The organism is Enterocloster aldenensis (assembly GCF_003434055.1).
GTDB classification, from domain to species: Bacteria; Bacillota; Clostridia; order Lachnospirales; family Lachnospiraceae; genus Enterocloster; species Enterocloster aldenensis.
Genome location: NZ_QVEX01000001.1, coordinates 435,824 through 460,101 on the forward strand (window position 1 = coordinate 435,824; position 24,278 = coordinate 460,101).

Here is a 24,278-nt window from a genome sequence, read left to right on the forward strand (position 1 = left end):
CCCCCCCCCCCCGCCATATTTCCCGTAATATTTTCCATAATATTTTTTGTAATATCCATTATCATAATCCGCACCCACCCGGTTAAGGACCGCGCCCAGGATTCGGCATCCGCTCTTTTCCAGCTGTACCTTTACTTTCTGGACCAAATGGCGACTGATTGTACCGCTTTCAATTACTATTACCGCCCCATCACATTGGCCGGCAATAATGGCCCCGTCAATAAGATTTGCCATGGGCGGAGTATCTATAATGATATAGTCATATTTTTCCTTTGCTTTTTCTAATAGTTCCTTAAATAACCGATCTTCCAGAAGTTCTGCCGGATTGGGGGAATACGGGCCGGCCAGGATCATGCTGAAATTTTCTATATCGGTGGCATAACAGATTTCCTCCATGGTTTTCTGTCCGCTGAGATACTGGGACAGACCGCTGGGGCTGCCTTTAATTTCATATCTTTTGACGAATACGGATTTGCGGATGTCCGCGTCAATCAGCAAAACCTTTTTCCCTATGCTCCCAAAGGACGCCCCAACAGAGAAAGCGATTTCACTTTTGCCTTCATTGGGCAATGAGCTTGTGAACATGATTGTTTTCAGGCTGCTTCCACAAAACTGTAAATTGGTCCTGAGCGTCTTGACGGACTCCTCAAAATGATAGTCCTTCTCACCTGTATTCTGCAGATTTAAAATTTGTTCCACGTCTTACTTTCTCCTCTCAGCCCTTTTTGCCTGGGTTTTCCGCTTTTTCCTGCTTTTCTTTCCTTCACTTCCCTTGTCCGGGTTATCCTTTTCCTCCCCGTTATTTTCCGGAATCACGGCCAATACACTGATGCCAAGATAACGTGAAACATCTTCCTCTGAACGGATGGTGTCATTCATGATGACCTGAAGTGTAATAAAACCGCATGCCGCCACGGATAAAGCAAGTCCTCCCAAAGCAGCGTTCTTCTTTATATTAGGAGAGGTGGGGTTGTCCGGCACGACACCATTTTCAATGATTTTAGGCGGTATCATTTCCATGATATCCCCAATATAATCTGAGGATGCCTTTGCTACTGCATCCACGATGGCTTTTGCCCTGACCGGATCAGTATCTGACACAGACATGTTAAGTATTCTGGTATCGGCAGGATTTGAGATGCGGATCATACGTTTTAACTGGTTATAGGATAAACTCAGTTTCTGTTTTTCGATTACCTCCTCCAGAACCGGCCTGCTGGTAATCATTACACTGTAATCCTTTGTCAGCTGGCTTCCTATCTGCAGGTCGGCCAGGGATGTGAGTGTTGTCTCCTTTGATAATACATACACCATGGAAGTGGACGTATAAACCGGGCTTAAAATCACTTTGCTGTATATACCTGCCCCGAGGCACCCTATCACTGCTGCCAGAATGATCATCCACAGTTTTTTCCTTAAAGCAAACAGCAGCTCCAATACGTCAATCTCGATTGCGTCTTCATTTCTGTCTTCATACATTTTGTTTTCCATTACAGTTACCTTTTCCATACTTTTTCTTTTGCTATAACATTCTGTCCTGCAGGATGTACCCTGGGTTTGTCCTGGTTATGGTGACAGATGTCCTAACCCCCATATTGTGTTCCATCCACGAAACCGCTGTTTGGATATCCGGAGTACGGACCGATGGATCATGCATATCCGTGGCAATAAAATGGATTGTTCCTTTTTTCAGGTTTTTCCTGCACCAGCGGGCCTTTTTATCCATCCACCCCCCATTCAGGCTGCGGGCGTTTATCTGAAGGTATGCCCCGTATTCAACCAGTTCCTCCGGCCGCTCCTGTTCAAGAAGGCATTTATAACGCTCCACATGTGCAATCACCGGAAAATAGGATGCCTGGACCAGCTGCCGCACAGCCCTCTTTATCCTGCCCAGGCTGTCCGATGGCCCAAACTCCACCAGCACGTATCTGCTGCCTGCCAGTGTAAGGGCCTTTCCCTGATTCAGGTAATCAACCAGGTTTTCAAAATACATGATTTCCTGTCCAAGGCTGACGCCAAAACCGTCCGCTATGGCCTTCGCCTGATTATCCAGACATGTGCATAACTCCTTAAGCAGCCCCGGGTCCTGATTTCCTGTAAAGTGCGGAGTCGCTATGATGTGCCGGATGCCCTGCCCATACGCCAGTTTTAATAATGCAGCGGCCTCGTCCCAATCATGGGCCCCGTCATCCACCCCTGGTAATATATGTGCATGTATATCAATCCAGCCATTGTCAGAAACCTTTGTATTCATCAACACCTCTTCCACCTGCTTATGAACCGTACAAACCACTGCCCCTTTTTCAGTTTCAGCTGCCATTTTCTATTGTTAATATTTATGCATACCACAGAATAACTATTCTGTGGTGCCCCCAATCAAGGAAAGACCACAGAATAACTATTCTGTGGTACCTAACAGCTACACTGTCTAACGAAATCTAGTGTTGTTTGTATTTTATACCAAAATGTTAATAACGTCAATATACATATAGCTATTTTTTCTACACTACAATAAGGCCGGGAGCAAAATAATGTTTAACCGGCCTTTTTGGCATGGATGCAATTTTGTTGTTTGTATCAGAATCTGAAACAATATATAAACATAATGAAATTTATGACTAAAATCATTTGGACTATACCACAGAATAGTTATTCTGTGGTTTTTGTTTATCAATTTGAATCCTCATCTTATCCATGATTTTTTCATACTGTTTTATACTTCCCGCCACATAAATCCTGGTGGTTTCAATCGAGGAATGTCCAAGGATATCCGCAAGATGGGACAGGTTCTTTTCAATGGAATAAAAACATTTTGCAAAAAGATGCCTGAAATTATGTGGAAATACTTTTGACGGTTCAACCCGCGCATCCCTGCACAGCTTCTTCATGGAATGGCATATATTGCTCCTATCCAGGTTTCTCCCGCTTCTTGTCCGGAAGATACAGCCCTGTTTTATATTCGAAATTTTAATATATTCCTTTAATGAAAGGACCAGGTTTTTAGGAAAAATGATTATCCTGTATTTTCCTTTCATGGATATATCCGCCCTTCCCGCCTTAATGGCCTCGACCGTGACAAATGGGAGTTCACTGATTCGTATTCCCGTACCATATAAGACCATCATCAGATAGTACAGCTGCTTATTTCCATTTCTATCAGCTGTTTCAAGAAGTCTTTTGAAATCCTGTTCCGTAAGCTCCCGTTTTTCGTCTATATACACCCGTTTCTGCACTTTTAAGAATTTGACCTTAAATTCCAGTAAATCCTTGAATCTTAAAAAGGCATTGATTGCTGAAAGCTTTCCGTTTACGGTTTGCGGCTTGTATCGGCAGGTCAGATTCTTCCGGTATTCTATAAGGGAATCTTTGTTTAAATCCGTCTTTTCAATGAAAACCAGCATTTCTTTTACATCGTGCAGGTATTTACTGATTGTCGCTTCGGCTTTCTCTTCACTTCTCAGGTAGTTTCTAAATTGATTGATACATGTTTCTGTCATAAACGCCTCCATTGTCCTTTACATGCCTGATTGATATTCCTGTCAAAGATAATTGATTATTCCTTATTTTAGTTTCCCTGATTTAGAATATTTTCATACTACACAGAATGTTTTATATTGTCTGATTATTTAGAATCATCATTATTTTCAATCATAACCGTACATGCAGAATATCCACCGTGTTTTATGGGAATAGGATTCTCAATATTCCAAAGCAATGACCCCCCTGCAAAAAAAGAGCCTCGTAAAGAAACGCTCTTTACAAGGCTGCCTTAAATAACCATATATCAATTGTTGTCCCCCCTCAAACGCATCCTGACGAATAATACGCAGAGTCTTCTTAAAAATCTTCCTATCATATTATACTCCACCGTTTCATAAATATAAATATATCTGTTACCGCGTGATTTTGCTACATTTTTAAAATATAGAGCCAACAAAGTTGGCGGTGTACTATAGATACTGATTTATAAGACAACGTATTGCATCTATTCCATTGCAACATTATGATTTACTGCAGTGGAACGGATGAAGGAGCAGTATGCGGATATTACCATGGCAACGGCCTGGTCCCTGACCCCCTGACCCCCTAGCTGCCGAATGCATTTCCCGTATATATTCAGGCAGGATGACAAAGCGCTTATCAGTAAATCAAAAGCCCCAGAAGGGATGCTCCCCCGTTGGCAATAAAATCATTTACATTTTGCCTTCCAAATCATATCCAATATGAATTTAATCCGCTCCAATTACAGCAAAACAGTATAACCATAACGGTTATACTGTCTGCAACGATACCATCTTCAATTTTAATTACATCCAAACTTCATCCTGCATCACCAAAGTTCTCCCCAGGCCTCCTATGTGCGAAAAACCGGGTAATAAAACAGAGGCTGCCGCAAAATGGATTTCTCATACAAGATGTTGGCACTGGCCTGTAAGCCAGAAACCATGTCCTACTGAGATTTTACATTTTGCGGCTGCCCCTGTGGAATCCGTATTCCGCTGCCAGCTCTTCTGACAGATAAGGATTTCTGTATTTTGCTGATTATTCCTTTGTATACCCCAAAAGGTCCTCTATCTCTTCCTTCCCCGGCATCACCTTTAACGCACCGCGCCTGGTTGTAATCAGGGATGCTCCCCCATTGGCAAATAAAAGCATCTGGCGGATATCTTCCTTTGTGAGACAATAAAGCCCCTTCTCCAGAACCGTATTCAGCATACATCCGGTAAATGTATCCCCGGCGCCGGTTGTCTCAATTGTATTTTCCTGCAGAAACGGTTTCCCAGTAACCTTCATGCCTTTATAATAAGCCCTGCTCCCCTCTTTTCCAAGGGTTACACATAGGAGCGGAATCTTATATTTATCCTGCAGGAATAAGGCCCCTTTATCATAATCCGTTTCACCGGTCATGAACACCAGTTCATTATCCGATATTTTCAGGATATCACAGCACCCCATCCCATATTCAATGGCCTTCTTCGCATCCGCTAAATCGTTCCACAAAGGTTCCCTGAGATTGGGGTCAAATGAAATCCATGCCCCGGCCTCCTTTGCACATCGGATTGCATGTATGGAAGCCTCCCTGACCCCCGGGTGGGTAAAGGACAGGGAGCCGAAATGGAATATCCTGGATTCCCGGATTTTGTCGCAGGCAACCTCTTCCTTCCTCAGCATCATATCCGCTCCCGGGCTGCGGTAAAAGGAAAAGTCCCTGTCCCCGTCCGGATAGGTGTGCACAAACGCCAGTGTGGTATGCACCTCCTTATCTGATATCAGTCCCCCGGCATCAATCCCCACAGACTCAATAACCTCACGCAGCAGCCTGCCAAACCGGTCCTGTCCCACCTTACCGATAAATGCCGTCTGTCTGCCCAGCTTTGCCAGCATGGCCAGCACATTGCAGGGCGCGCCGCCGGGGTTGGCTTCCATCAGGACATTGCCTTGGCTGCTGGATCCGTTTTCAGTAAAATCAATCAGCAGCTCTCCCAGCGCTGTCACGTCATATTTTTTTTCTGTCATTTTGGTGTCCCTCCTTGTCCCGGCCATGTTCCCGAGGGAATCCTTTATCTATTTTTAGGATCCTCATGCCCATTTTGGCCCAGGCGTGGCCCTGAACCCATTGACCGTCCTGTCCATCACAACCTGTCCGTCATACCCTGAATCGAGGACCGTATTATGCACCGCTTCCCGTTCCACCAGCACGGCTGTCACCTTAAGTTCCTGTAATTCGCGGGCTGTCAGCAGCGCTCCCACCTGTGCAGAGAAACAAGAATCCGAATCCCCGGCCTGCGTCCCTGATGCCTCCTGGACCATCCTCCCCGGCGCTTCGGTGGAGGCCACAATATGGTTGCTTGAAATATAGTTCCCCTGGCCGGCCGCAACATGTATGATGACAGGTACCGCGCCGGAGGGCTTAATATACCGGGCAGCTATGGACTCTGAAATATGGTTGGCAATAATGGAGTTATGATTGCCGCTGATATACAAAAGACCGTACAGGTCATCCAGACCATTGTCATAGGCCTGCATGGGAGGCCACGGTTCATGGTCCCGTAAAAAGTGGTTGGAGGATACCAGGTTTTCCGAACAGTTATCCTGAAATACCAGCATTCCGGGATAAAAGGAGTGGAACCGGTTGCCCGTGACACTGGAACGCATGACGCCCTCAAAATGGATGCTGCTGGCGCCCCGTGGAAAGATATTGTTGGCCGTGACCAAAAGCCCGCCAAAGTTCCGGGCGTATATGGAATATCCGTTATATCCGGCCCCTATCAGGTTATCCGTTATTTTGGACGCCTGTCCCGCCCCCCGCAGTTCGATGCAGCTTTTGCATTCTGCAATGAAATTATCATGGATGGTCAGCGCATCCGCCTGATAGCTGATGATTCCGTGCTCCAAATACACAAGTCCCATGCCTGTAATCCGGAAGGAGTCCTGGGCGCCTGCAATATAAATCCCGGTCTTTCCATTGATATATGTGTTTTCCGGGTCCCCGTTGCCTGAACCGTCCTCTGTAAAATGCAGGCCGTCAATACAAAAATCAGCAAACTCCACCGAGCTGATCCGGGGATTCCCGCTCCGCCTGACATAAAATGCTGCCCCGGCCGCTTCCCCGGCCTCTTCCTTTGGGGTAATATCCACAAGGATGCGGCTGCCACCAGGCCATAATTCATGCCAATCCGCCCACTCGCGTTCCGGGGTATTGAAACGTATGCTTGAAGATGTGAATCCATGTCCGGAGCCGGCAATCTTCAGATAACTGATATCTATCACCACCTGGGTTGTAAGATGATAATCCCCCGGCGGTATGTAAATCACCGCTCCCGGTTTCCCGCCCTGGTCAAGGTCAGGATCCCCCTGCCTGCTTTTGATATCCCCGATGATACTGTTGATTACCTGCCCCACATCCTTATATGGATTGCCCTCCGGCCACTGCGTCACGTCATAATAATTATTATCAGCCATACTGTTTCCTCCATGTTCTTAACACTCATCCTGATTGCATGCAGATGCGTTTACCTGAAACATTCCTCCAGTCCATAGGACTCATACTCCCGGATAACAGCCCTGCCGCCCTGCGCCCGGATGAATATCCGGTTCTGGTCATTTCCAGCAAATACATTGTTGGAATGGTTGTTCTGATATCCATTGGAAAATATCTCAAGGGAACTCTGGTCTGAGAAAATATGGATATCCAGTTCCCGTTTTCCTTTCAGGAACAATGTGCTTCTGGAAACGCCCCTGCTCCATCCGTCCGAGGCATTCCGGTCCACGGACATCTGTCCATGCGCCAGATCAAACCGGCACAACGTCCTTTTCCCGCTGCCGCTGCGCAGGATTAATTCCAGTGTATCCGCGTCTGTTTCCTCCAAATCCACCTTCATCTTCAGTTCAAAGGCAACCCCGTCCCCGGCCTTCAGTTCCTGCCCTGCATCCGTAACCACAAGCACATCCCGGTACTGCGGATCCTGTCTTAAGGATTCAGTCTCCGCGGCCGGCAGGAACTTAAGCGTCCCGTCCTCCAGCATCCTGACTTCCCTTGGAAGATTGAAAAAGCCGCACCAGCCTTCCTTATAGGTTGGTCCCCAGTCCTTCCATAAGGGCATCCATTCCCATTCATTGGCCCAGGCAACAATGATTCGCCTTCCATCCGGGGCCAGGAAGGACTGCGGCGCGTAATAATCAAATCCCCAGTCAATCTCGCCGCTGATATAATGGCTGAACGTACCTGTCCCATAATCAAAATCACCCGCCAGGTACACCGAGGTATGGTCCCCTGAACCCATTGGCGAGAACATCAGTACGTATTTGTCCCCCATGGGATAAAAGTCCGGGCATTCCCACATATACCCCCACTCCCCGCGGCTCTCAGCCAGCACATTGAAAAATGTCCAGTGGAGCATATCCTTTGATTGGTAAAGCAGGGCCTGGCCTTTCCCATCACGGCTGGCGCCGCATACCATGTAGTAAGTATCCTCGTGTTTCCAAACCTTAGGGTCCCGGAACTGGTTGGCCTCAATCCCTTCCGGCGCGGTCAGCACCGGATTTCCATGGTATTTCTCAAAATGGATGCCATCCTTACTGTATGCAATGCACTGTGTCTGCTCAACTCCCCTGCCCTCATTGGCGGCTGCCGTATACATCAGGAACAGCCTTCCGTCGTGTTCAATGGCGCTGCCTGAAAAACATCCGCCCCTTGGATGTTCATCATAAACTTCGCTGGGCGCCAGGGCTAAGGGAAGGTACTCCCAGTGAAGCATATCATCGCTGACAGCATGTCCCCAATATATGCTGCCCCAGAATCCCTCATATGGATTGCATTGATAGAAAAAGTGGTATTTTCCTTTAAAATAAATCAGTCCGTTGGGATCATTGATCCATCCGGCCTGCGCCATGAAGTGATAATGCTGGCGCATGTTCCCATCCTTAACAACCTGTTTCCTGCAGTCTATCCAGCGCTGGGCCTTCTCAATCTTCTGCTGCATTAATTCATTTGACATAAGATTCCTCCATTATTTTCAGCCTTTTACGGCCCCGGCCGTCATTCCCTGCACAATATACTTCTGGGCTGCCAGGGAGATGACCATTACCGGGAAGCTAAATAAAAACGCGCCCGCGCACATGGGTCCCAGATCCAGGTTGTAGGCTGACAGGAATCCTGCCAGGCCCACTGTGAATGTCTTTGCATTTGTGCTGGTCAGCAGCAGGGCAATCAGGAAATCATTCCACGCCAGGAACAAGGTAAATATAAACGCAGTGGCCAGTCCCGGTCTGCAGATGGGCAGTATCACCTTACTGAATGTCTGCAGGCTGCTTGCGCCGTCCACAAACGCTGCTTCATCAAGGGTGGTGGGGATTCCCTCGTAAAAGCTTAACATGGTCCACATGACAAAGGGCATGTTAATGGCCGCGTACACAATGACCAAAGCAATCCTTGTGTCATATAAGCCCAGATTACAGATCAGTTCATAAATCGGCACCACGATACTGGAAGTGGGAATCATTTTCAGACACAGGACCAGGACAACCAGTATGACCGACAGCTTTGCGCCGGAACGCTGAATCGCATACGCCGCAAGGGACCCCAAAAGCAGCGCAATGATTGTGCTTGCCAGGGATACGCTTAAACTGTTGAGCAGGTACTTTAACGCGTCCATCCTCTCCAGGAGGTTTAAAAAGCTTTCAACGGAAAATACCTTTGGGAAAAAGCTTGGCGGGACTGCAATCACTTCCGCACCTGGTTTAAACGAACAACAAATCACATATATGTATGGGAAAAGCCAGCAGACCGTAAGGATTACCGATAAACCGATTCCCAGGCTTTTCCATATTTCTCCTTTTTTTATCACCATCATCGCCTCCTGACGCCTACCGGTCCTGTTTTTTGGGGTTCCACAAGCTCTGCATGAAAACCAGGGTAAATAGTACCAATACCGCAATAAATACCACTGCCATGGCGCTTGCATACCCGGTGTCGTTATACCGTGTCAGCGTCTTATAGATGATGATGCTGATGGTTTCCGATGAACGGTTAGGGCCGCCTTCGGTCATTGCCCAGATGATGTCAAAGGTCCTGGCTGCATCAATGATCCTTACGGACAGGGCAGTCAGCAAAACCGGTTTGATGACCGGGAGCTTGATGGAAAATACCTGCTGGAGCAGGCCCGCCCCATCTATTCTGGCAGCTTCCAGCATGCTGGTGTCCAGTCCCTGCAGCCCGGCCAGTATCATCAGCATCATAAAGGGCGTGGTGAGCCAGATATCCGCAATGCAGCAGGCCAGCAGCGACCATTTTTCATCTGCAAGCCAAAGGATGCCGCTGGGGCTTTCTAATATCCCAACCCGGGTCAGCAGTTCATTGACAATCCCAAAGCTGGAACTCATCATCAGTTTCCAGGTAAGGCCGGCTACCAGCGGAGCTATCATAAGGGGAGCCATCATGAATGAACGGATGATCTTGCTTCCTCTGTAATCCAGTTCAAAAAACAGGGCAAACAGCAGACCGGCCACTGTCTCAACACCTACTGCAACCGTGATATAAATCAGGGTGTTCATCAACTGTTTTAAAAAGCCTCCGGCGGTAAATGCGCGGATATAATTGTCCGGACCAATGAACCGTTTGCTGCCTGTAATCCCAATTTCATAGAAACTGTCAATTACCATTGTAATGATTGGATAGATAAGGAACGCACCCATAAACACAGCGCCCGGCAGAAAAAATAATAATAATGTTTTTCTTGAAATCAACCTCATTCCCACTTACCACCTTTTTATGAGACTATCTGCCAATTGATTCAATCTCAGCCTTAGCTGCTTCCAATGTGGCGTTTACATCCGCCCCGCCTAAGCTGGATTCCACTACCCCGATAAGAACCTCTTCAATCTGTGACCATGTGGTTACCATGGGCCTTGCCTGAGACTGCGGGGCGCTTAATGTCTCAAGGACCGCTGTGGTATGCTCATTCCCCGCCACTTTACCTGCTGCCTCGTATACAGAGGTCCTGCCTGCAATCTTCAGGGTAAGGTCCATATAATCCCCGTTGTGGTCATACATGAACTTTACATATTTTTCAGCCATCTCTTTATTTTCAGAATTCTTCATCACACATTGGTACCAGGGACCTGTGGTGGCTCCGATGCCCGCGCTTCCTCCAATCATTGGGGCGCAGCCAACCTTGTCCGCTCCAAGGACAGCCACTGCCGCAGGATACTGATGGCTCCAGTTCAGCTGCATTGCCGTTTTCCCGTTTGTAAAAAGTTCCTGGGACTCTGTGGCAGCTGTGGCCAGGGAATCTGCAGGCGTGTAATCCGCTTTTGCATTTTCCACCATAAAATCCAGCGCATCCACATAGGCCTGGTCCGTAATGTTTACATTGCCGTCTTTATCAAACACAAGCCCCTGTGCGCCTGCCTGGCAGGCAAAATCCAGGAATGAGCATACGGCGTCGGATCCGCTGCCGAAAACAGTGGTGCCGCTCATGTCGTCGGTCTTCAGTTCTTCTGCAAGGCTCCGGTACTCTTCCCACGTGGCCGGGACTTTCTCTTTTGGGATAAGGTCCTTTCTGTAAATCAGCACCTTTGCATTGACCCACATGGGATATCCGAGAAGATTGCCGTCAATGGTCCCGCTCTCCTGCAAGGTGGGGAGGAAATCACTTGTATCCGCGCCATTTACCGGCTCAATGGCATCTGCAAAGGCTGCCAGCCATACCACATCCATGCAGGCCACGTCATGGGCCGCCTGCCTGGCCTTGATTTCGGTCGAAAGCTTGTCATACATTCCCGTATAGGCCACCGCGTCAATGATGACCCCGCATCCGGTCTCCTCTTTAAATGCCGCCGCTGTTTCCTTTGCAAGGGCCTCTGCGGGCGAACCGCTTTCCACCAGGACCGTAATGCTGTCCTTATCCGCTTTTTGGGCCACGCTCCCTCCGCTGCCAGAGCCGCATCCGGCCAACAATGTTCCTGTCATTGCTGCTGCAAGCATGATACTGAGAATATTCTTTTTCATTGTTCTCCTCCTCTTTCCTGATTCAATCATAAGCGTCCTGCCTGTCAGGCGCGCCCTGACAATGCATTATAAAAAATGTTCCTGGCGCATCTATATGGAACCCGTTCCATATAGGTTGTATTTTTTGCCTTGTTTCTTTCCAAAAGTGGAACCCGTTCCATATTTGTGAAAAAAAACAAGGCAGCCGCCATCTATAAACACATTATACGCCCTGATCTGTATAAGTCAATACTATTTTTTATGTCAGGAATCATTTTATTCAATATGGCAGAAAATAACCGAACGCTTTTGTGCACTTCTTACAATCATAAAACCGTTGACTTTCCTTTACGCAGCTCCACTTGAAGGCTTACCTGCTTATTCTTATAAACCTTGCCATTGACCAGATTGCAGACAAGGCGTACGGACTCCCTTGCAAGCTCTTTTATGGGCTGGACAATGGCGGTCAGCGGCGGTTCCACCATCTCGGTAATGAATGTGCCGTCATAGGCCACGAACTTCACATCCTCCGGAACCCTGCGGTGTCTTCTGATTGTCTCGTTCATACATTCAATCACCGGCCTGTCTACGCCAAATACGCCGTCAAAGTCGATTCCCCTTGTGAATACGTCTTTTACAGCTTTCTTATAATACTCTGAATCCAGGCGGTTCCTGCCCAGTTCATAATCAATGGTCTGTATCCCATGTTCCTCCATGATGCGGGCAAATTCAAAATGCCTGTCATGATAGGGGGATTCCACCGTCACCTTGCCCCGGAAATGAAGCACGCGCCTGCATCCGTTCTGAATCAGCGTCTCTGCCGCAAGCCTTCCGCCTTCCTTATGGTTCACCGCAATCACAGGAATATCCTCGCCCAGGTACCGGTCCAGGGCAACAATTGGCTTATGGATCTTCTTATATTCTTCCACTGCCAGGGAATGGGCGCCCGTAATCACCCCGTCCACAATATGCCGGTTCAGCATGTCCAGATACTCCAGTTCCGCATTAAATTCCTTTTCCGTTGTACACAGCATCATCTTGAAGCCGGCCTTATAAAGTTCAGCCTCCACATGATCCACGAATTCCGCAAAAAACGGATTGGATACATTGGGAACAAGGACTGCTATGATTCCGGTCCTCTTATGGTACAGGTTCCTTGCAAGCTCGTTGGGCGTATAGTCCAACGCTTTCATCGCCTCCTCAATCCTGTTCCTGGTCTCCTCCGACACATATCCGCTGTCATTGAGCATCCTGGATACCGTACCAAGCCCCACGTTGGCCAGCTTGGCAACATCCCTCATACTCGCCATATATTCACCTCCTCTGTCTCTTACTTACATTTTAATTGCTTTTAATTAAAAGTCAATTAAATCTTCCGGTTTCTTCATTTCTACTTTCCATCAGCAGATTGGAAACTGAATGGATTAATAATCGTATATACTTAAACATATAACAGGTTATTTACTGCTTTCATTTTATATTTAGCATAAAAACAGATGAGCTGCCATAGCCTGTTTCCGCTTCGGCAACCCACCTGTTTTTTAACCTATGTTTCCCTGATTATCCCATTATTCACTCAAAGCATCAAAAATCAGTTGTCCAACCGCCGCTCCACCATCCATATGCCCCAGGCTCTTCTCCCCATAATAGGCAGCCCTCCCATGAACCGGCTTCATCTGTTTTGTTGCCTCTGCCCCTTCAGCAGCAGCCTTGGCCGCATTCTTTAATGCTATATCCATGGTTCCTCCCTCTGCAATTGTTTTCTCACATGCTTTTACAGCAGGGTAAAGGGAATCCAATATGGTCCTCTCTCCTGGTTTGGAACCAGCCTTCTCCATGATTTTATTAATCCCTGCCTGGAAGGCGTCCATTATCTCCGCGGGACCTGCCTCGCTTTTTCCCTTCAGGCTTTTCGCCATCCCCATAAAGCCAAAGGAAAGTATGGTGCCAAGGCTGGAGGGTGCTGCTTCATTAAAAGCATTTCCTGACTTCATGAGTATTTTTCCCAAGTCCTCTTCTTCTGACAGTTCCAGCAGCATATCGACTGCCTTGAATCCATCGCTCATGGATATACCCAAATCCCCATCTCCATTCTGCTGGTCCAGCTTTACAAGATAGTCTTTATTCGTTTCAATCTTTCTGCTGATTTTCTTTATTGCTTTTCCTAAACCCTGTACGTTCATACTATCCTTACCTCACTTATTATAGTTGGTATAAAATGGAGACTTGGCAACCTGTCCTAAAAGCCCCTTTAACTCCTCATCCAGCTTCAAGATGGTAAGGGACAATCCTGCCATTTCCATGGAGGTTGCATACTCCCCGATATGAGGCATGTATACGCTTATCCCCAGTTCTTCCAACATCTGGTGTATCCGGCGGTAAACAATGAACTGTTCTTCCAAAGGCGTTGCTCCCAGTCCGTTAACCATGACAGAAACTTCATCACCGGCTTTTAACGGCATATCTTCTGTAATTTTACCTAAAAGTATTTCAGCCACCTGGTCCGCGGTCATCATCTTACATACCTCCAGGCCGGGCTCGCCATGAATCCCCATTCCAATCTCAATCTCGTCATCTGCAATTGAAAAAGTAGGTTCCCCTACCTGGGGAACGATGCATGAAGTTAATGCCACACCCATGGTCCTTATATTATTAAGCGCATGCTGTGCTGCCTGGGCTACCTCCTCCAGATTCCCGCCGTTCTCTGCCTTTGCGCCTGCTATTTTAAAAGCATATACCATTCCGGCCACCCCCCTGCGGCGGTGGGCTTCTGCCTCGGGCGCGCTGGCCACATCATCCTTTACCAGGACCATTTTTGTCTGAATGTCATCCTCCATATCCACTGTCTCACAGGCAAGCTCAAAGTTCATCCTGTCTCCGCCGTAATTGCCAAGCAGCACCAGGACTCCGCTTCCCTTATCGCAAGCCCGTATCATATCAGCCATTTTTGCTGCGGCAGGGGAAGCAAACACATTGCCTACCGTACACCCATCCAGAAGTCCCTGTCCCACATACCCCAGAAAAACAGGCAGATGGCCGGAACCTCCGGCAGTTACAATGCCTACCTTTCCTTCCATTGCACCGTAATTGCTTAACAGAATACGGTAATCACCATCCAGCAGCCTTACTTTATCTCCATAAGCGGCAATGATACCTTCCATTGTCTCTTTTACAAAATCTTCCGGCCTATTAATCAATTTTTTCATCATGTCCGTACCCCTTTCATAGTGAATCCCTTATTCATGCTGCCACGCCTGTTTTCCCAGATAAGCCTCTGCCACCCTGGGATTATTGCGCATTTCCGGGGATGGACCGCTCATCTTAATCCTCCCCTGTTCAATCACATAAGTAAAGTCAGAAATCTTCATTGCAAGTCTTGCATTTTGTTCATTTAAAAGAATTGTCATTCCCGTCTTATTGATTTCCACTATCTTCTCAAACATTTCTCCTACTAATAACGGTGACAATCCCATGGAAGGCTCATCTAACAGCAGAATCTCCGGTCTTGCCATCAGCGCCCTTCCAATTGCCAGCATCTGCTGCTCACCGCCGCTCATACTCCAGGCCAGCTGCCTGCGCCGTTCCTTTAATCTTGGGAAAAGTTCATATACCATCTCCAATTCTGCCTCATATGATTTTTTCCCAAAATACCCATGCCACACAATGGTTCCTGTCTGAAGGTTCTCCTCCACCGACAAGCCCGGAAATACATGGCGCCCCTCCGGTACCTGGATAATGCCCATCCTGGCAATCTGACGGCTGTTTTTCTTTACAATCTCGGTCTGACCATCAACCATGATAGAACCCTTATGGGTAATAGCGCCGGATATGGAATTCATCAACGTACTTTTTCCAGCGCCGTTACTTCCGATAAGACAGGTAATCTTACCTTTTTCAATCACCATATCAATTCCCTTGAGAGCTTCAATGGGACCGTAATAGGCATGTAAATCTCTAATCTTAATCATCAAAGTCCCTCCCCAGGTATGCTTCCAGAACAATCGGATTCCCTGCAATCTCATGCGGCAGTCCTCTTGCGAGGATTTCACCAAATACAAGAACATCTATATTTTCACAGCTGCTCATAACCAGATCCATCTGGTGTTCTATCAGTAGTATTCCAATATTGCGTTTCTTGGCCGCAAACATGAGCAGGTTCCTTGCCTGTTCTATCTCCTGAGTAGTCAGTCCGGCAGCCGGTTCATCCACAAGCATTACTTTTGGATGGCTTAACATTGACCTGACAATTTCCAGGATTTTCCTCTGCCCAAATGGAATCGCGGTGATATCTTCATCCCAGTCAAACGTAAATCCCACCATCTCCATCAATTCATCCAATTCTTTCAGAAAGTCACTTCCCTTTATTCCAATAAAACTTTTTAAATACCCCAGCTGGTCATGCAGATCCACTCCCAGCATCAGATTATCCCTGATGTTCGAGCGGTACAGAAACCGAGGTGTCTGGAATGTCCTGCCAATTCCCTTTCTTGCACGGATGTGGGATGGTATATTGGTAACGTCCTCCCCATGGAAAAAAATCTTCCCCTCATCCACCTCATAGATACCGCTTATAAGGTTCATCATCGTACTCTTGCCCGCGCCGTTGGGGCCAATCAATCCATGGATTTCTCCCGGTTGTACCTCCAGGTTTACCTGTTTCGCTGTCACAACACCGCCAAAGCTTTTACAGACCCCTTCTAATCTCAATATTGCCTCGCCCATACTATCCTCCTCTGATTTCCTATGATTTTAGCTTATTCTTCCTTCTCATGGTTTTCAGAAAATCCGAAACGGCGCCGCCAATACCCATGGGCATGAAAATCATCATTATAATTACTGCGATACCGTATATGAACATCAGATACTTATCAAGCCCCCTGAGAACTTCCGGTAAAAAAGTAACAATCAATGCTCCCACGAAAATGCCCGGAGTACTGTTAATCCCTCCCAGCATTGACATGATGACAATAGTGGTACTCTTAGCAAAACTGAACTGGTCTCCAGATATGAAACGGTTATGCTGAGCCAGAAGGGTACCTGAAAGTCCTGCAAAAGCCCCCGCGATTACGAATGCAATGACTCTTGTGCGGTATATATCCACCCCCAGGGTCTGGGCCGCTAATTCGTTGTCCCGGATAGAAGCAAGGGACCTGCCAAGACTTGTCCTTCGGATCCGCTCCACCAGAAGAGCCACTATGATTACCGCTCCCAGAAGCAGGAAATACCATTTCTTATAGCTGTCAAATACAAAACCACCTGCTGACAATGTCCGGATTTCGGGAATTCCTTTTGGCCCTCCAAATGCCGGCTCATAATTTAAAAACAATGTATACAGAACCTGCACAAATCCCAGGGTGGCAAAGGTACAGAATGAGCTTTTCAGCCTAAGGAAAAGAATTCCTGTTGCCCAGGCAATGAGTGCGGTAAGCACTACCGATACAACAATGGCCGCATATCCTGGAAGTATGAAATTCATACGTCCGGAACAGAGATTTGCCGTGATATAGGCCCCGATTCCCATAAATGCCACACCGGAAAATACCAGCTGCCCGCACATTCCCAGCATAATGGAAAGGCCATAAGCCGTAATCATATTAATCAACGCCATATTTACCACAAGAACCGTATAATTATTCATTTTAAGTGAGACCAACAATGAAAAAACGATTAAAAAAATAATCATAGCCCCTGTTTTAGGGTCAAACTTACTTTTATTCATACCATTTCCTCCTTAAGCCTTATCAGCGACTTTATCAATAATTAATCCCCGAGGCCTGAATATCAGGAAGATAATCAGAATCAGGAAGACAATCGCATCCTTATAGGAGGAAAACCTGACCGTAGCAAAAGACTCCACAATACCCACCAGCAGACATCCTATAATCGCACCTTTAATGCTTCCAAATCCGCCTATGACCGTCCCGGCAAATGCCCTTAGCTGAAGGGATGCCAGGGATGTGGTAACCGTATATACAGGAGCTACCATATAGCCTCCGATAGAAACCAGAACCACGACCAGCATATAAGTGACAGCCGTTGTCATTAACGTTGATATCCCCATTAATTCAGCTGCCGGTTTGTCCTGTGCGGCTGCCTGCATCATGATACCGATATACGATTTCTCAAACAGAAGATAAATCAAAGCCATGACTGCAACTGCAACCGCAATAATCAGCAGGAACTGTGCCTGGAGCCTTGTCCCAAAAAGATTGACAGTCAGGGCATTTCCCTTGGAGTTCTTTAATATCGGGGAAATGGTCCTGGGCCAGGATCCAAATATAATCATGGTTCCTTCTGACAAGACCAGGGATGCCCCCATAGTGGCAATAATAGGCGCTACCGGGTAGGATGCCTTTCTGAGGGGCCAATATGTCACTAACATGAATATCAGGCCTAATACTGCATAAAAAACCAATGATAACGGCGCTGCAATATAAAATGGAAGCTTAAAGTCCATAAAAAGCACACATGCAATATATGCTCCTACCATCAATAAATCGCCCTGTGCAAAGTTAAGGACCCCGACCGCCCGGATTAAAAGAATCAATCCCATTGCAATCATCGCATAAATCATTCCCATCGAAAGCCCATTTACCAGCATTGAAAAAAATATGCTAAAGTTCACTTTTATACCCCCAATTCCATTCTATGCTTACCCGGGAATGCCACAGCCTGGCAGCATTCCCCCCAAGCCTGTCTGTTATCTGAAGTTAACAATCCTTACAGGAACAGCTTCCCCGCCTGTTGTCTCACACAGCATGATATACGTAGACATTACATGATAGCTGTCCTCGTAAATCTTGTAATAGTTGTTTGCGCCCTGCAGGTCTGTACTACCCATGGCTTCATTGATTTTTTCACGGTCTTCTGTGGTTCCTGCACGTTCGCAGGCTTCTTTAAAGAGATAGACACAATCATAGCCCCAGGCTGACTGCATCGCACTTTTAGCGTCATACAGTTTCTCATAATCCTCTTCAAATGCCACGGCACGTTCAGGCACATCCAAATCCCGTCCCAGAATATTCGGAGACCAGTCCGCCACAGTGTACCAGCCATTCGCTGCATCTTTTGCCACCTCGATAAAAGGGGCGCTTGCAAAACTGGAGGATCCCATAAGAGGTATATCGCAGCCCGCTGACTGCAGCTGCTGGGCCAAGGCTACATCCCATGCCTCGCTGACCCCCATTACCACCAGGCCATCCACGCCACTGCCCAAAATCTGATTGATAATGGAACTGAAATTTGATTCATTCTCTGGCGCGCCGTAGATATTGTTTTCTGAAACCGGATTGCCCTTTTCTTCCATCGCCTTAACAAAATTATCCTTCTGTATGGTGGTCGAAGAAGCTGTGGTATAAAGAACAGCCGGGTTCTTCATGTTAAGTTCATTTAGGGCAACATCTGCCATGATTGGACCGGTAAAGTCATCTGTCACCCGTATCTGCCACACATAGGGGTTCTTTGAAGCAGAAATATCCGGATTGGAGCCATTAGCAAAATAGGGAACTTTATTTTTCTCTATTTCAGGAAGTACCGCCATGCAGTTAGTAGAAAAATAGGAACCGATGATAGCCGGTACGCCGCTTTCTATCAGCTTGATTGTAGCATTAATGGCAATGGACTGGTCCGTCCCCTCATCCTGCACATCCAAAACCAGTTCTCTCCCAAGGATGCCTCCGGCTGCATTGATTTCATTCACGGCCTGATTCATTCCATTTACATAGTAACCTCCAGTCAGCTGGTTAGGCCCGGTCAGGGGGGCTGTTGCCCCTAGTACCACCGTTCCATCAAAACCTGTGCTGCTGCTTTGTGCCGTCTCTTCTTCCATTTGCTGTGCCACAGTACTCCCCCCGGACGTCCCTGCAGTCCCATTGCCGGCACATCCGCTCATCATGCCAACTGTCAATGCCATGCTTAAAAACAGTGCTGCTTCTTTTCTCATAATAATATCTTCTCCTTCTATGCTTTTATTTTTATGGTCTTAACATTACTTTGCAGGCATCCGGGTCATTGCAGGCCACATCAAATGCCTTGGCAGCATCAGCCAGGTCAAATACATGCGAAATCAAAGAATCAATCTGTATCATTCCGTTTGCCACATTCTGCATTGTCTTTTCAATCCACCATGGACGGTCAATCTTAATACGGTGCATCAGTGCCAGTGTACGGATATCGAAACCATCGTTATGCCATCTGTTGATATACAGCTGCGCCGGTTCCAGTACCCAGCTGTAAAGCCCCATAATACCTCCATGCTTGAGCACATCACTGCACAGCTGGATTGCCGAATCATTTCCTGCAACTTCGATTACGACATCAGCTCCCTGGTTGTTTGTCTCCTTCAATACGGTTCCCACCACATCATCCTTATTGGGGTTGAGTACAATGTCAGCACCCATCTTCTTAGCCAGGTTGAGCTTACCATCCACTACATCCACACAAATCACTTTTGCAGCGCCCATCTTCTTAACAACCTGGGCAATGATCTGTCCGGCAAATCCCACGCCTACCACAACTACCACATCGCCTAATTCCACCCCTGACTGCATGCCTGCATAGATTGCACAGGCTGTAGGTTCTCCCAGCGAAGCTGCTTCCATGCTCATTCCCTCCGGAACCTTCACAACACCATAGCCATTATGCACCACTGGTGCAACAAAATAATCAGCCATGGTATTATACCATCCAAAGGACATTACCTTGTCCCCCACTTTAAAGTCAGTTACATTCTTTCCCACCTCTACTATCACGCCTGCTGCCTCGTGTCCCATTTTTAATGGATAAGCATGATGGGCCTCATTGTTCCCGTCAACCTGTTCAACCTGTACTTCCCTGGGCATCTTTCCTTCTGAATAATTCTTGTCTGTCCCACATATGGATGCCAAGTATGTTTTAACCAGCACCTCATTGTCACCTGGTTTTAAATCATGCTCCTCCACCACGACCTCATTTGGTTTTTTTGTCACTACAACCCTTGTTCTCATTATTTTCCTCCTGGTATTTAGTTATTTATATAGGCTTTTAGCCTTTGAACATATATATAGCAACTATCATGCCAAAGAGAAACAACGGTTTTTTCAGGTATTTCGAAACCTTTTTCGCATTTTTCTCAAATCCTTCGCATGAAAAATTCGCATTATGAGAATTTTTATCATAATGCGAATTTCATCATTGCATTTTATTGATACGACGGTACAGAGTCGCCAGGCTGATTCCCATCTGTCTTGCAACCTGTTTTTTCCCTTCTGTTGTATTTCCGTATTGTCCCAGCAGCTCCTTCATATGAATCATTTCCCTTAATTTAAAATCCATTTCCCGTTCTTCCTGTACGTTTTCCTCCGCATGAAAAACCCTGTCTTCCATGACCTGGGCCGGCAAAGCGGAAACACCCATGATACCTGATACGCTGTCTGAATTCATGGAAATCATATACTGTACTACATTTTCAAGTTCCCGTATATTTCCCTTCCACTGATAACGGCAAAGATACTCCATGGCTTCCGAATCTATTCCGGATACATTCACCTCAAAGAAAGAGCGGTATTTTTCTATAAAATAATGGACCAGCAGCGGAATATCCTCCGGGCGTTCCCTCAGCGGCGGAAGATGGATTTCAAAAATATTCAGTCTGTAATATAGGTCTTCCCGGAATTTCCCCTCCTCCACCATTTTTTCCAGATTCCGGTTCGTAGCCGATATGATACGGATATTAAGGCTGACCTGTTTATTTCCGCCAACCCGTTCAAGCTTACGTTCCTGCAGGACCCGGAGCAGTTTTGCCTGAAGATGAAATGGCATCTCCCCAATCTCATCCAGGAATATGGTTCCTGTATCGGCCAATTCAAATTTTCCTATCTTACCACCCTTTTTTGCTCCCGTAAATGCACCTTCCTCATAACCAAACAGTTCCGATTCCAGAAGTTCCATTGGGATTGCCGCACAATTGACTGTAATGAACGGATTCCCGCACCGGTCTGATGCATTATGAATAGCCCTGGCAAACATTTCCTTTCCTGTTCCGGTCTCACCTGTCAACAGAATATTTGGCATTGTCCTGGCTACCTTTTGGGCGATTTCTTTTAAGTGTCTCATTCTTGGACTGTTGCCTAATATATGACTGAAGGTAATCTGGTTCTCCCTGAACGCTTCACCTGCAATACGTCTTCCAATATTGACGATAGTTTTAAAGTTCAGTATTTTTACTAAATCCTCCCGCCCTTCTGCCACCTTATAAAATAACGTCCCATAACTTTCTTCTCCTATTTTTATCTTCTCATAGACGTTCACACTCTCATCCTCAATCATTCTGTGAAAAACAGGATCCGGTATAAGATTAAGGATATTCTTTTCCAGGATGGATTCATAATCCATTTTAAAAATATTCAGGGCCTTCCTGTTAATGTTGCGGATCATGTTATCTGCATCCAACAGGACATATCCGTCTGAAATCTGTTCCAGTACCTGGTTTAATACCTGGTTCTGGCTGTCCAGTTTCCTATAAATCTGCTGTTCCTTCTGCCGCACCTCCTCCTCTTTTAACTTTAATGCAATAAGTTCGCACATGCTCTGGATAAAATTCAAGAGTCCCCTGCGTTCATCCTTTATCTTCTCAATATGCTCCTTTTCATAACATATAAGCCCCATAACCCCAATAACTACATTGCCATGCACAATGGGACAATGGAGATACCCCATTTCCTTACAGCTATCCCGCTGATTGCAATTTAAGCATGCAGGGCTTGTCCTGTCCACGGTAGTGCTGATTGCATACTCCCCTGTTTCAACCACCCTTTTAACAATACCGCCATTTTTAGGTATCGGCTTATAGACGGTACCAGCCACCCTCTGAAGATTACTGTCAATTACCTGTGTGTCAATACCGATTGCAAAGGTAATTCCCTGAGCAATTTTCTGAATAAAATCCCTAATATCCATCAATTCAGGCATTTCTCCCCCTCACCTTCATATGTTTTTCATGTTTATGACTACTTCTTTATAGTTTTATCATCAATAGAATAAATTCTCAATAGTTTTTGGTTTATAACCCCTGTATTCTTAGTCATATACATTTCAATCATTTAACCATATTCTTCTAGAAATTTTAAAAATATAAAAATAGCCCCGGTAGAAATATCTCCCGGAACTATTTTTGCCACATCCGCCAGTACAGCATTTTATTATAGGGTCATTTTATTTCCAATATGATTTTTGTATACATAGGCATATAGTATGTGTCCTCAAAGCATGATCCGTCTACAAGTCCACAGCAGACCTGGCAAACCGCACAACCTTGCCCTTATGTTTACGCCTGGTCAGGATCAGGCATGTGGCGGCGCACAGGATGCCTGTCTGTGTGGCAAAGGCCGCCCCAAGGCTTTCCGTATATCCGATTGTCAGGAAACCGGAGGCGGCCACTGCCGCTGAAAATAATGCATAAGGCAGCTGGGATATCACATGGTCCATGTGGACACACTGGGCGCCTGTGCTGGACAATATGGTTGTATCCGATATGGGGGAACAGTGGTCCCCAAAGACAGAGCCTGAAAGCACCGCCCCAAGGCAGCAGTAAAGCATTGCATCCCCCATTCCCAGGGCAGAAGACATCTGCACGCTGATGGGAAGCATGATTCCGAACACGCCCCAGGAAAAGCCGGTTGCCAGCGCCATGACTGCGGAAAAGACAAAGAGCAAACATGGCAGGAGCTGGGAAGATATATTGTACTGGACCAGAAGCCCGGACAGGAACGCACCCGGCCGAAGCATTCCAATCATATCAATCAGCACCCATGCAAAGAGCAGGGCAGCGGTAGCTCCCGCCACCTTTTTCATACCGTAAAATGCAGTGTAAAACAGTTCATTTCCATGGAAATGCCAGTACCTGTACACTGCCCATCCAAGTCCGGCAGCGCAGCCTGCGCATAGTGAGAGATAGGTGGACGCATGCTGGAGTATCTCAAAAACATCCCATGAACCGGAGAAGATGCACCCCGTCATATACATGGTGCCCACGCTCACTGCCACCAGGATACTAATGGGCATAATCAGGTCGGTGGCATGTTTTTCATGGGTGCTGTCCGGCAATCCGTCATCTGCCTTGATGGATGCCGCATCATTCATCCTGCCCAGATTGATGTTCCATATGGCGCTAAGAAATACCAGGGTCAGGGAAAAAATCGCATAGAAATTATAGGGTATGGTCTCTATGAACTGGTTTAACGGTGCATCCGTCCCCGGCAGTATAATGGCAAACAGGGCAATGATATATGCCCCCCAGCTGGACAGCGGGCAGATGGAGCAAACCGGCGCGCTGGTGGAATCAATGATATACGCCAGTTTCTCCCTGGAAACCTTGTAGCGGTCCGTCAGGCTTCTGGAAACCTCGCCCACGGTCAATGCGTTAAAATAGTCATCTATGAATATGATGATTCCCAGCACAACCGCCAGAAGCTGGGCCATAGCCGCGTTCTTTACCCGTTTCTGTGCCCATCTTGCAAAACCTATGGTCCCGCCGTTTTTGTCAATAAACGCAGTCAGCATCCCAAGGCCAAGGATAAAAAGCACCAGCAGCATGTTGTCAAAATCCCAGTTTCCCTCCGTATAAAAAATCCGTGCCGCCGAACCCATGACAGCTTCAACCGCATCTCCCGGACGGAAGCCGCACAGTATCAGCGCGCTGGCAATAATGCCAGCCGATATGGAAATGATTACCCTTCTGGTAGCAATCACCAATAATATGACAATCAGGGGAGGAATTAAAGAAATAGCAGTTGTCTCCATGATGTAACCCACC

The 24,278-nt window shown here is 46.8% G+C and carries 21 protein-coding genes; all 21 read right to left on the reverse strand.

What is annotated here, in order from left to right; genetic code table 11:
• A partial coding sequence (locus DWX59_RS01940) for a CpsD/CapB family tyrosine-protein kinase (RefSeq protein WP_235844877.1) occupies positions 1–699 on the reverse strand: 699 nt, incomplete at its 3' end.
• Between the two features lie 3 nt (positions 700–702).
• On the reverse strand, positions 703–1,491 hold the full coding sequence (locus DWX59_RS01945; protein ID WP_117557186.1) for a YveK family protein: 789 nt from the start codon (positions 1,489–1,491) through the stop codon (positions 703–705).
• Between the two features lie 31 nt (positions 1,492–1,522).
• Positions 1,523–2,320: a CpsB/CapC family capsule biosynthesis tyrosine phosphatase gene (locus DWX59_RS01950; RefSeq protein ID WP_117555775.1), complete on the reverse strand. Its 798-nt coding sequence runs from the start codon at positions 2,318–2,320 to the stop codon at positions 1,523–1,525.
• 313 nt (positions 2,321–2,633) lie between these two features.
• The gene (locus DWX59_RS01955; protein WP_117555777.1) at positions 2,634–3,497 is read right to left on the reverse strand and encodes a tyrosine-type recombinase/integrase; all 864 of its coding nucleotides are present in this window, start codon (positions 3,495–3,497) and stop codon (positions 2,634–2,636) included.
• 1,045 nt (positions 3,498–4,542) lie between these two features.
• The gene (locus DWX59_RS01960) at positions 4,543–5,517 is read right to left on the reverse strand and encodes a carbohydrate kinase family protein (RefSeq protein ID WP_117555779.1); all 975 of its coding nucleotides are present in this window, start codon (positions 5,515–5,517) and stop codon (positions 4,543–4,545) included.
• 63 nt (positions 5,518–5,580) lie between these two features.
• Positions 5,581–6,963: a NosD domain-containing protein gene (locus DWX59_RS01965; RefSeq protein ID WP_117555781.1), complete on the reverse strand. Its 1,383-nt coding sequence runs from the start codon at positions 6,961–6,963 to the stop codon at positions 5,581–5,583.
• Between the two features lie 50 nt (positions 6,964–7,013).
• Positions 7,014–8,498, reverse strand: coding sequence for a glycoside hydrolase family 32 protein (locus DWX59_RS01970; protein WP_117555782.1), 1,485 nt, complete (start codon positions 8,496–8,498; stop codon positions 7,014–7,016).
• Positions 8,499–8,516: 18 nt separating this feature from the next.
• The gene (locus DWX59_RS01975; protein ID WP_117557187.1) at positions 8,517–9,347 is read right to left on the reverse strand and encodes a carbohydrate ABC transporter permease; all 831 of its coding nucleotides are present in this window, start codon (positions 9,345–9,347) and stop codon (positions 8,517–8,519) included.
• Positions 9,348–9,366: 19 nt separating this feature from the next.
• Positions 9,367–10,251 carry a carbohydrate ABC transporter permease gene (locus tag DWX59_RS01980; protein WP_117555785.1) on the reverse strand — a complete coding sequence of 295 codons (885 nt, stop codon included), beginning with the start codon at positions 10,249–10,251 and terminating at the stop codon, positions 9,367–9,369.
• Positions 10,252–10,276: 25 nt separating this feature from the next.
• Positions 10,277–11,509, reverse strand: coding sequence for an ABC transporter substrate-binding protein (locus DWX59_RS01985; RefSeq protein WP_117555786.1), 1,233 nt, complete (start codon positions 11,507–11,509; stop codon positions 10,277–10,279).
• Positions 11,510–11,814: 305 nt separating this feature from the next.
• The gene (locus DWX59_RS01990; RefSeq protein ID WP_117555788.1) at positions 11,815–12,798 is read right to left on the reverse strand and encodes a LacI family DNA-binding transcriptional regulator; all 984 of its coding nucleotides are present in this window, start codon (positions 12,796–12,798) and stop codon (positions 11,815–11,817) included.
• 258 nt (positions 12,799–13,056) lie between these two features.
• Positions 13,057–13,671, reverse strand: a complete 615-nt coding sequence (locus DWX59_RS01995) for a dihydroxyacetone kinase subunit L (RefSeq protein WP_117555790.1) — start codon at positions 13,669–13,671, stop codon at positions 13,057–13,059.
• 12 nt (positions 13,672–13,683) lie between these two features.
• Positions 13,684–14,694, reverse strand: coding sequence for a dihydroxyacetone kinase subunit DhaK (locus DWX59_RS02000; protein ID WP_117557189.1), 1,011 nt, complete (start codon positions 14,692–14,694; stop codon positions 13,684–13,686).
• A 30-nt stretch (positions 14,695–14,724) separates the two neighbouring features.
• A complete protein-coding gene (locus tag DWX59_RS02005; protein ID WP_117555792.1) occupies positions 14,725–15,456 on the reverse strand; it encodes an ABC transporter ATP-binding protein in 732 nt (243 codons plus the stop codon).
• A complete protein-coding gene (locus DWX59_RS02010; protein ID WP_117557191.1) occupies positions 15,449–16,210 on the reverse strand; it encodes an ABC transporter ATP-binding protein in 762 nt (253 codons plus the stop codon). The genes DWX59_RS02005 and DWX59_RS02010 overlap by 8 nt, the downstream gene beginning before the upstream one ends.
• A gap of 19 nt (positions 16,211–16,229) precedes the next feature.
• On the reverse strand, positions 16,230–17,207 hold the full coding sequence (locus DWX59_RS02015; RefSeq protein WP_117555794.1) for a branched-chain amino acid ABC transporter permease: 978 nt from the start codon (positions 17,205–17,207) through the stop codon (positions 16,230–16,232).
• Between the two features lie 12 nt (positions 17,208–17,219).
• On the reverse strand, positions 17,220–18,089 hold the full coding sequence (locus tag DWX59_RS02020) for a branched-chain amino acid ABC transporter permease (RefSeq protein ID WP_117555797.1): 870 nt from the start codon (positions 18,087–18,089) through the stop codon (positions 17,220–17,222).
• Between the two features lie 99 nt (positions 18,090–18,188).
• Positions 18,189–19,430 (reverse strand): ABC transporter substrate-binding protein, encoded by a 1,242-nt coding sequence (locus tag DWX59_RS02025; protein ID WP_117555799.1) that lies wholly within the window; start codon positions 19,428–19,430, stop codon positions 18,189–18,191.
• Positions 19,431–19,461: 31 nt separating this feature from the next.
• Positions 19,462–20,472 (reverse strand): zinc-dependent alcohol dehydrogenase, encoded by a 1,011-nt coding sequence (locus DWX59_RS02030; RefSeq protein WP_117555801.1) that lies wholly within the window; start codon positions 20,470–20,472, stop codon positions 19,462–19,464.
• A 184-nt stretch (positions 20,473–20,656) separates the two neighbouring features.
• Positions 20,657–22,435 carry a sigma-54 interaction domain-containing protein gene (locus DWX59_RS02035; RefSeq protein ID WP_117555803.1) on the reverse strand — a complete coding sequence of 593 codons (1,779 nt, stop codon included), beginning with the start codon at positions 22,433–22,435 and terminating at the stop codon, positions 20,657–20,659.
• A gap of 306 nt (positions 22,436–22,741) precedes the next feature.
• Positions 22,742–24,265 carry a Na+/H+ antiporter NhaC family protein gene (locus DWX59_RS02040; RefSeq protein ID WP_117555805.1) on the reverse strand — a complete coding sequence of 508 codons (1,524 nt, stop codon included), beginning with the start codon at positions 24,263–24,265 and terminating at the stop codon, positions 22,742–22,744.
• Positions 24,266–24,278 lie beyond the last annotated feature (13 nt).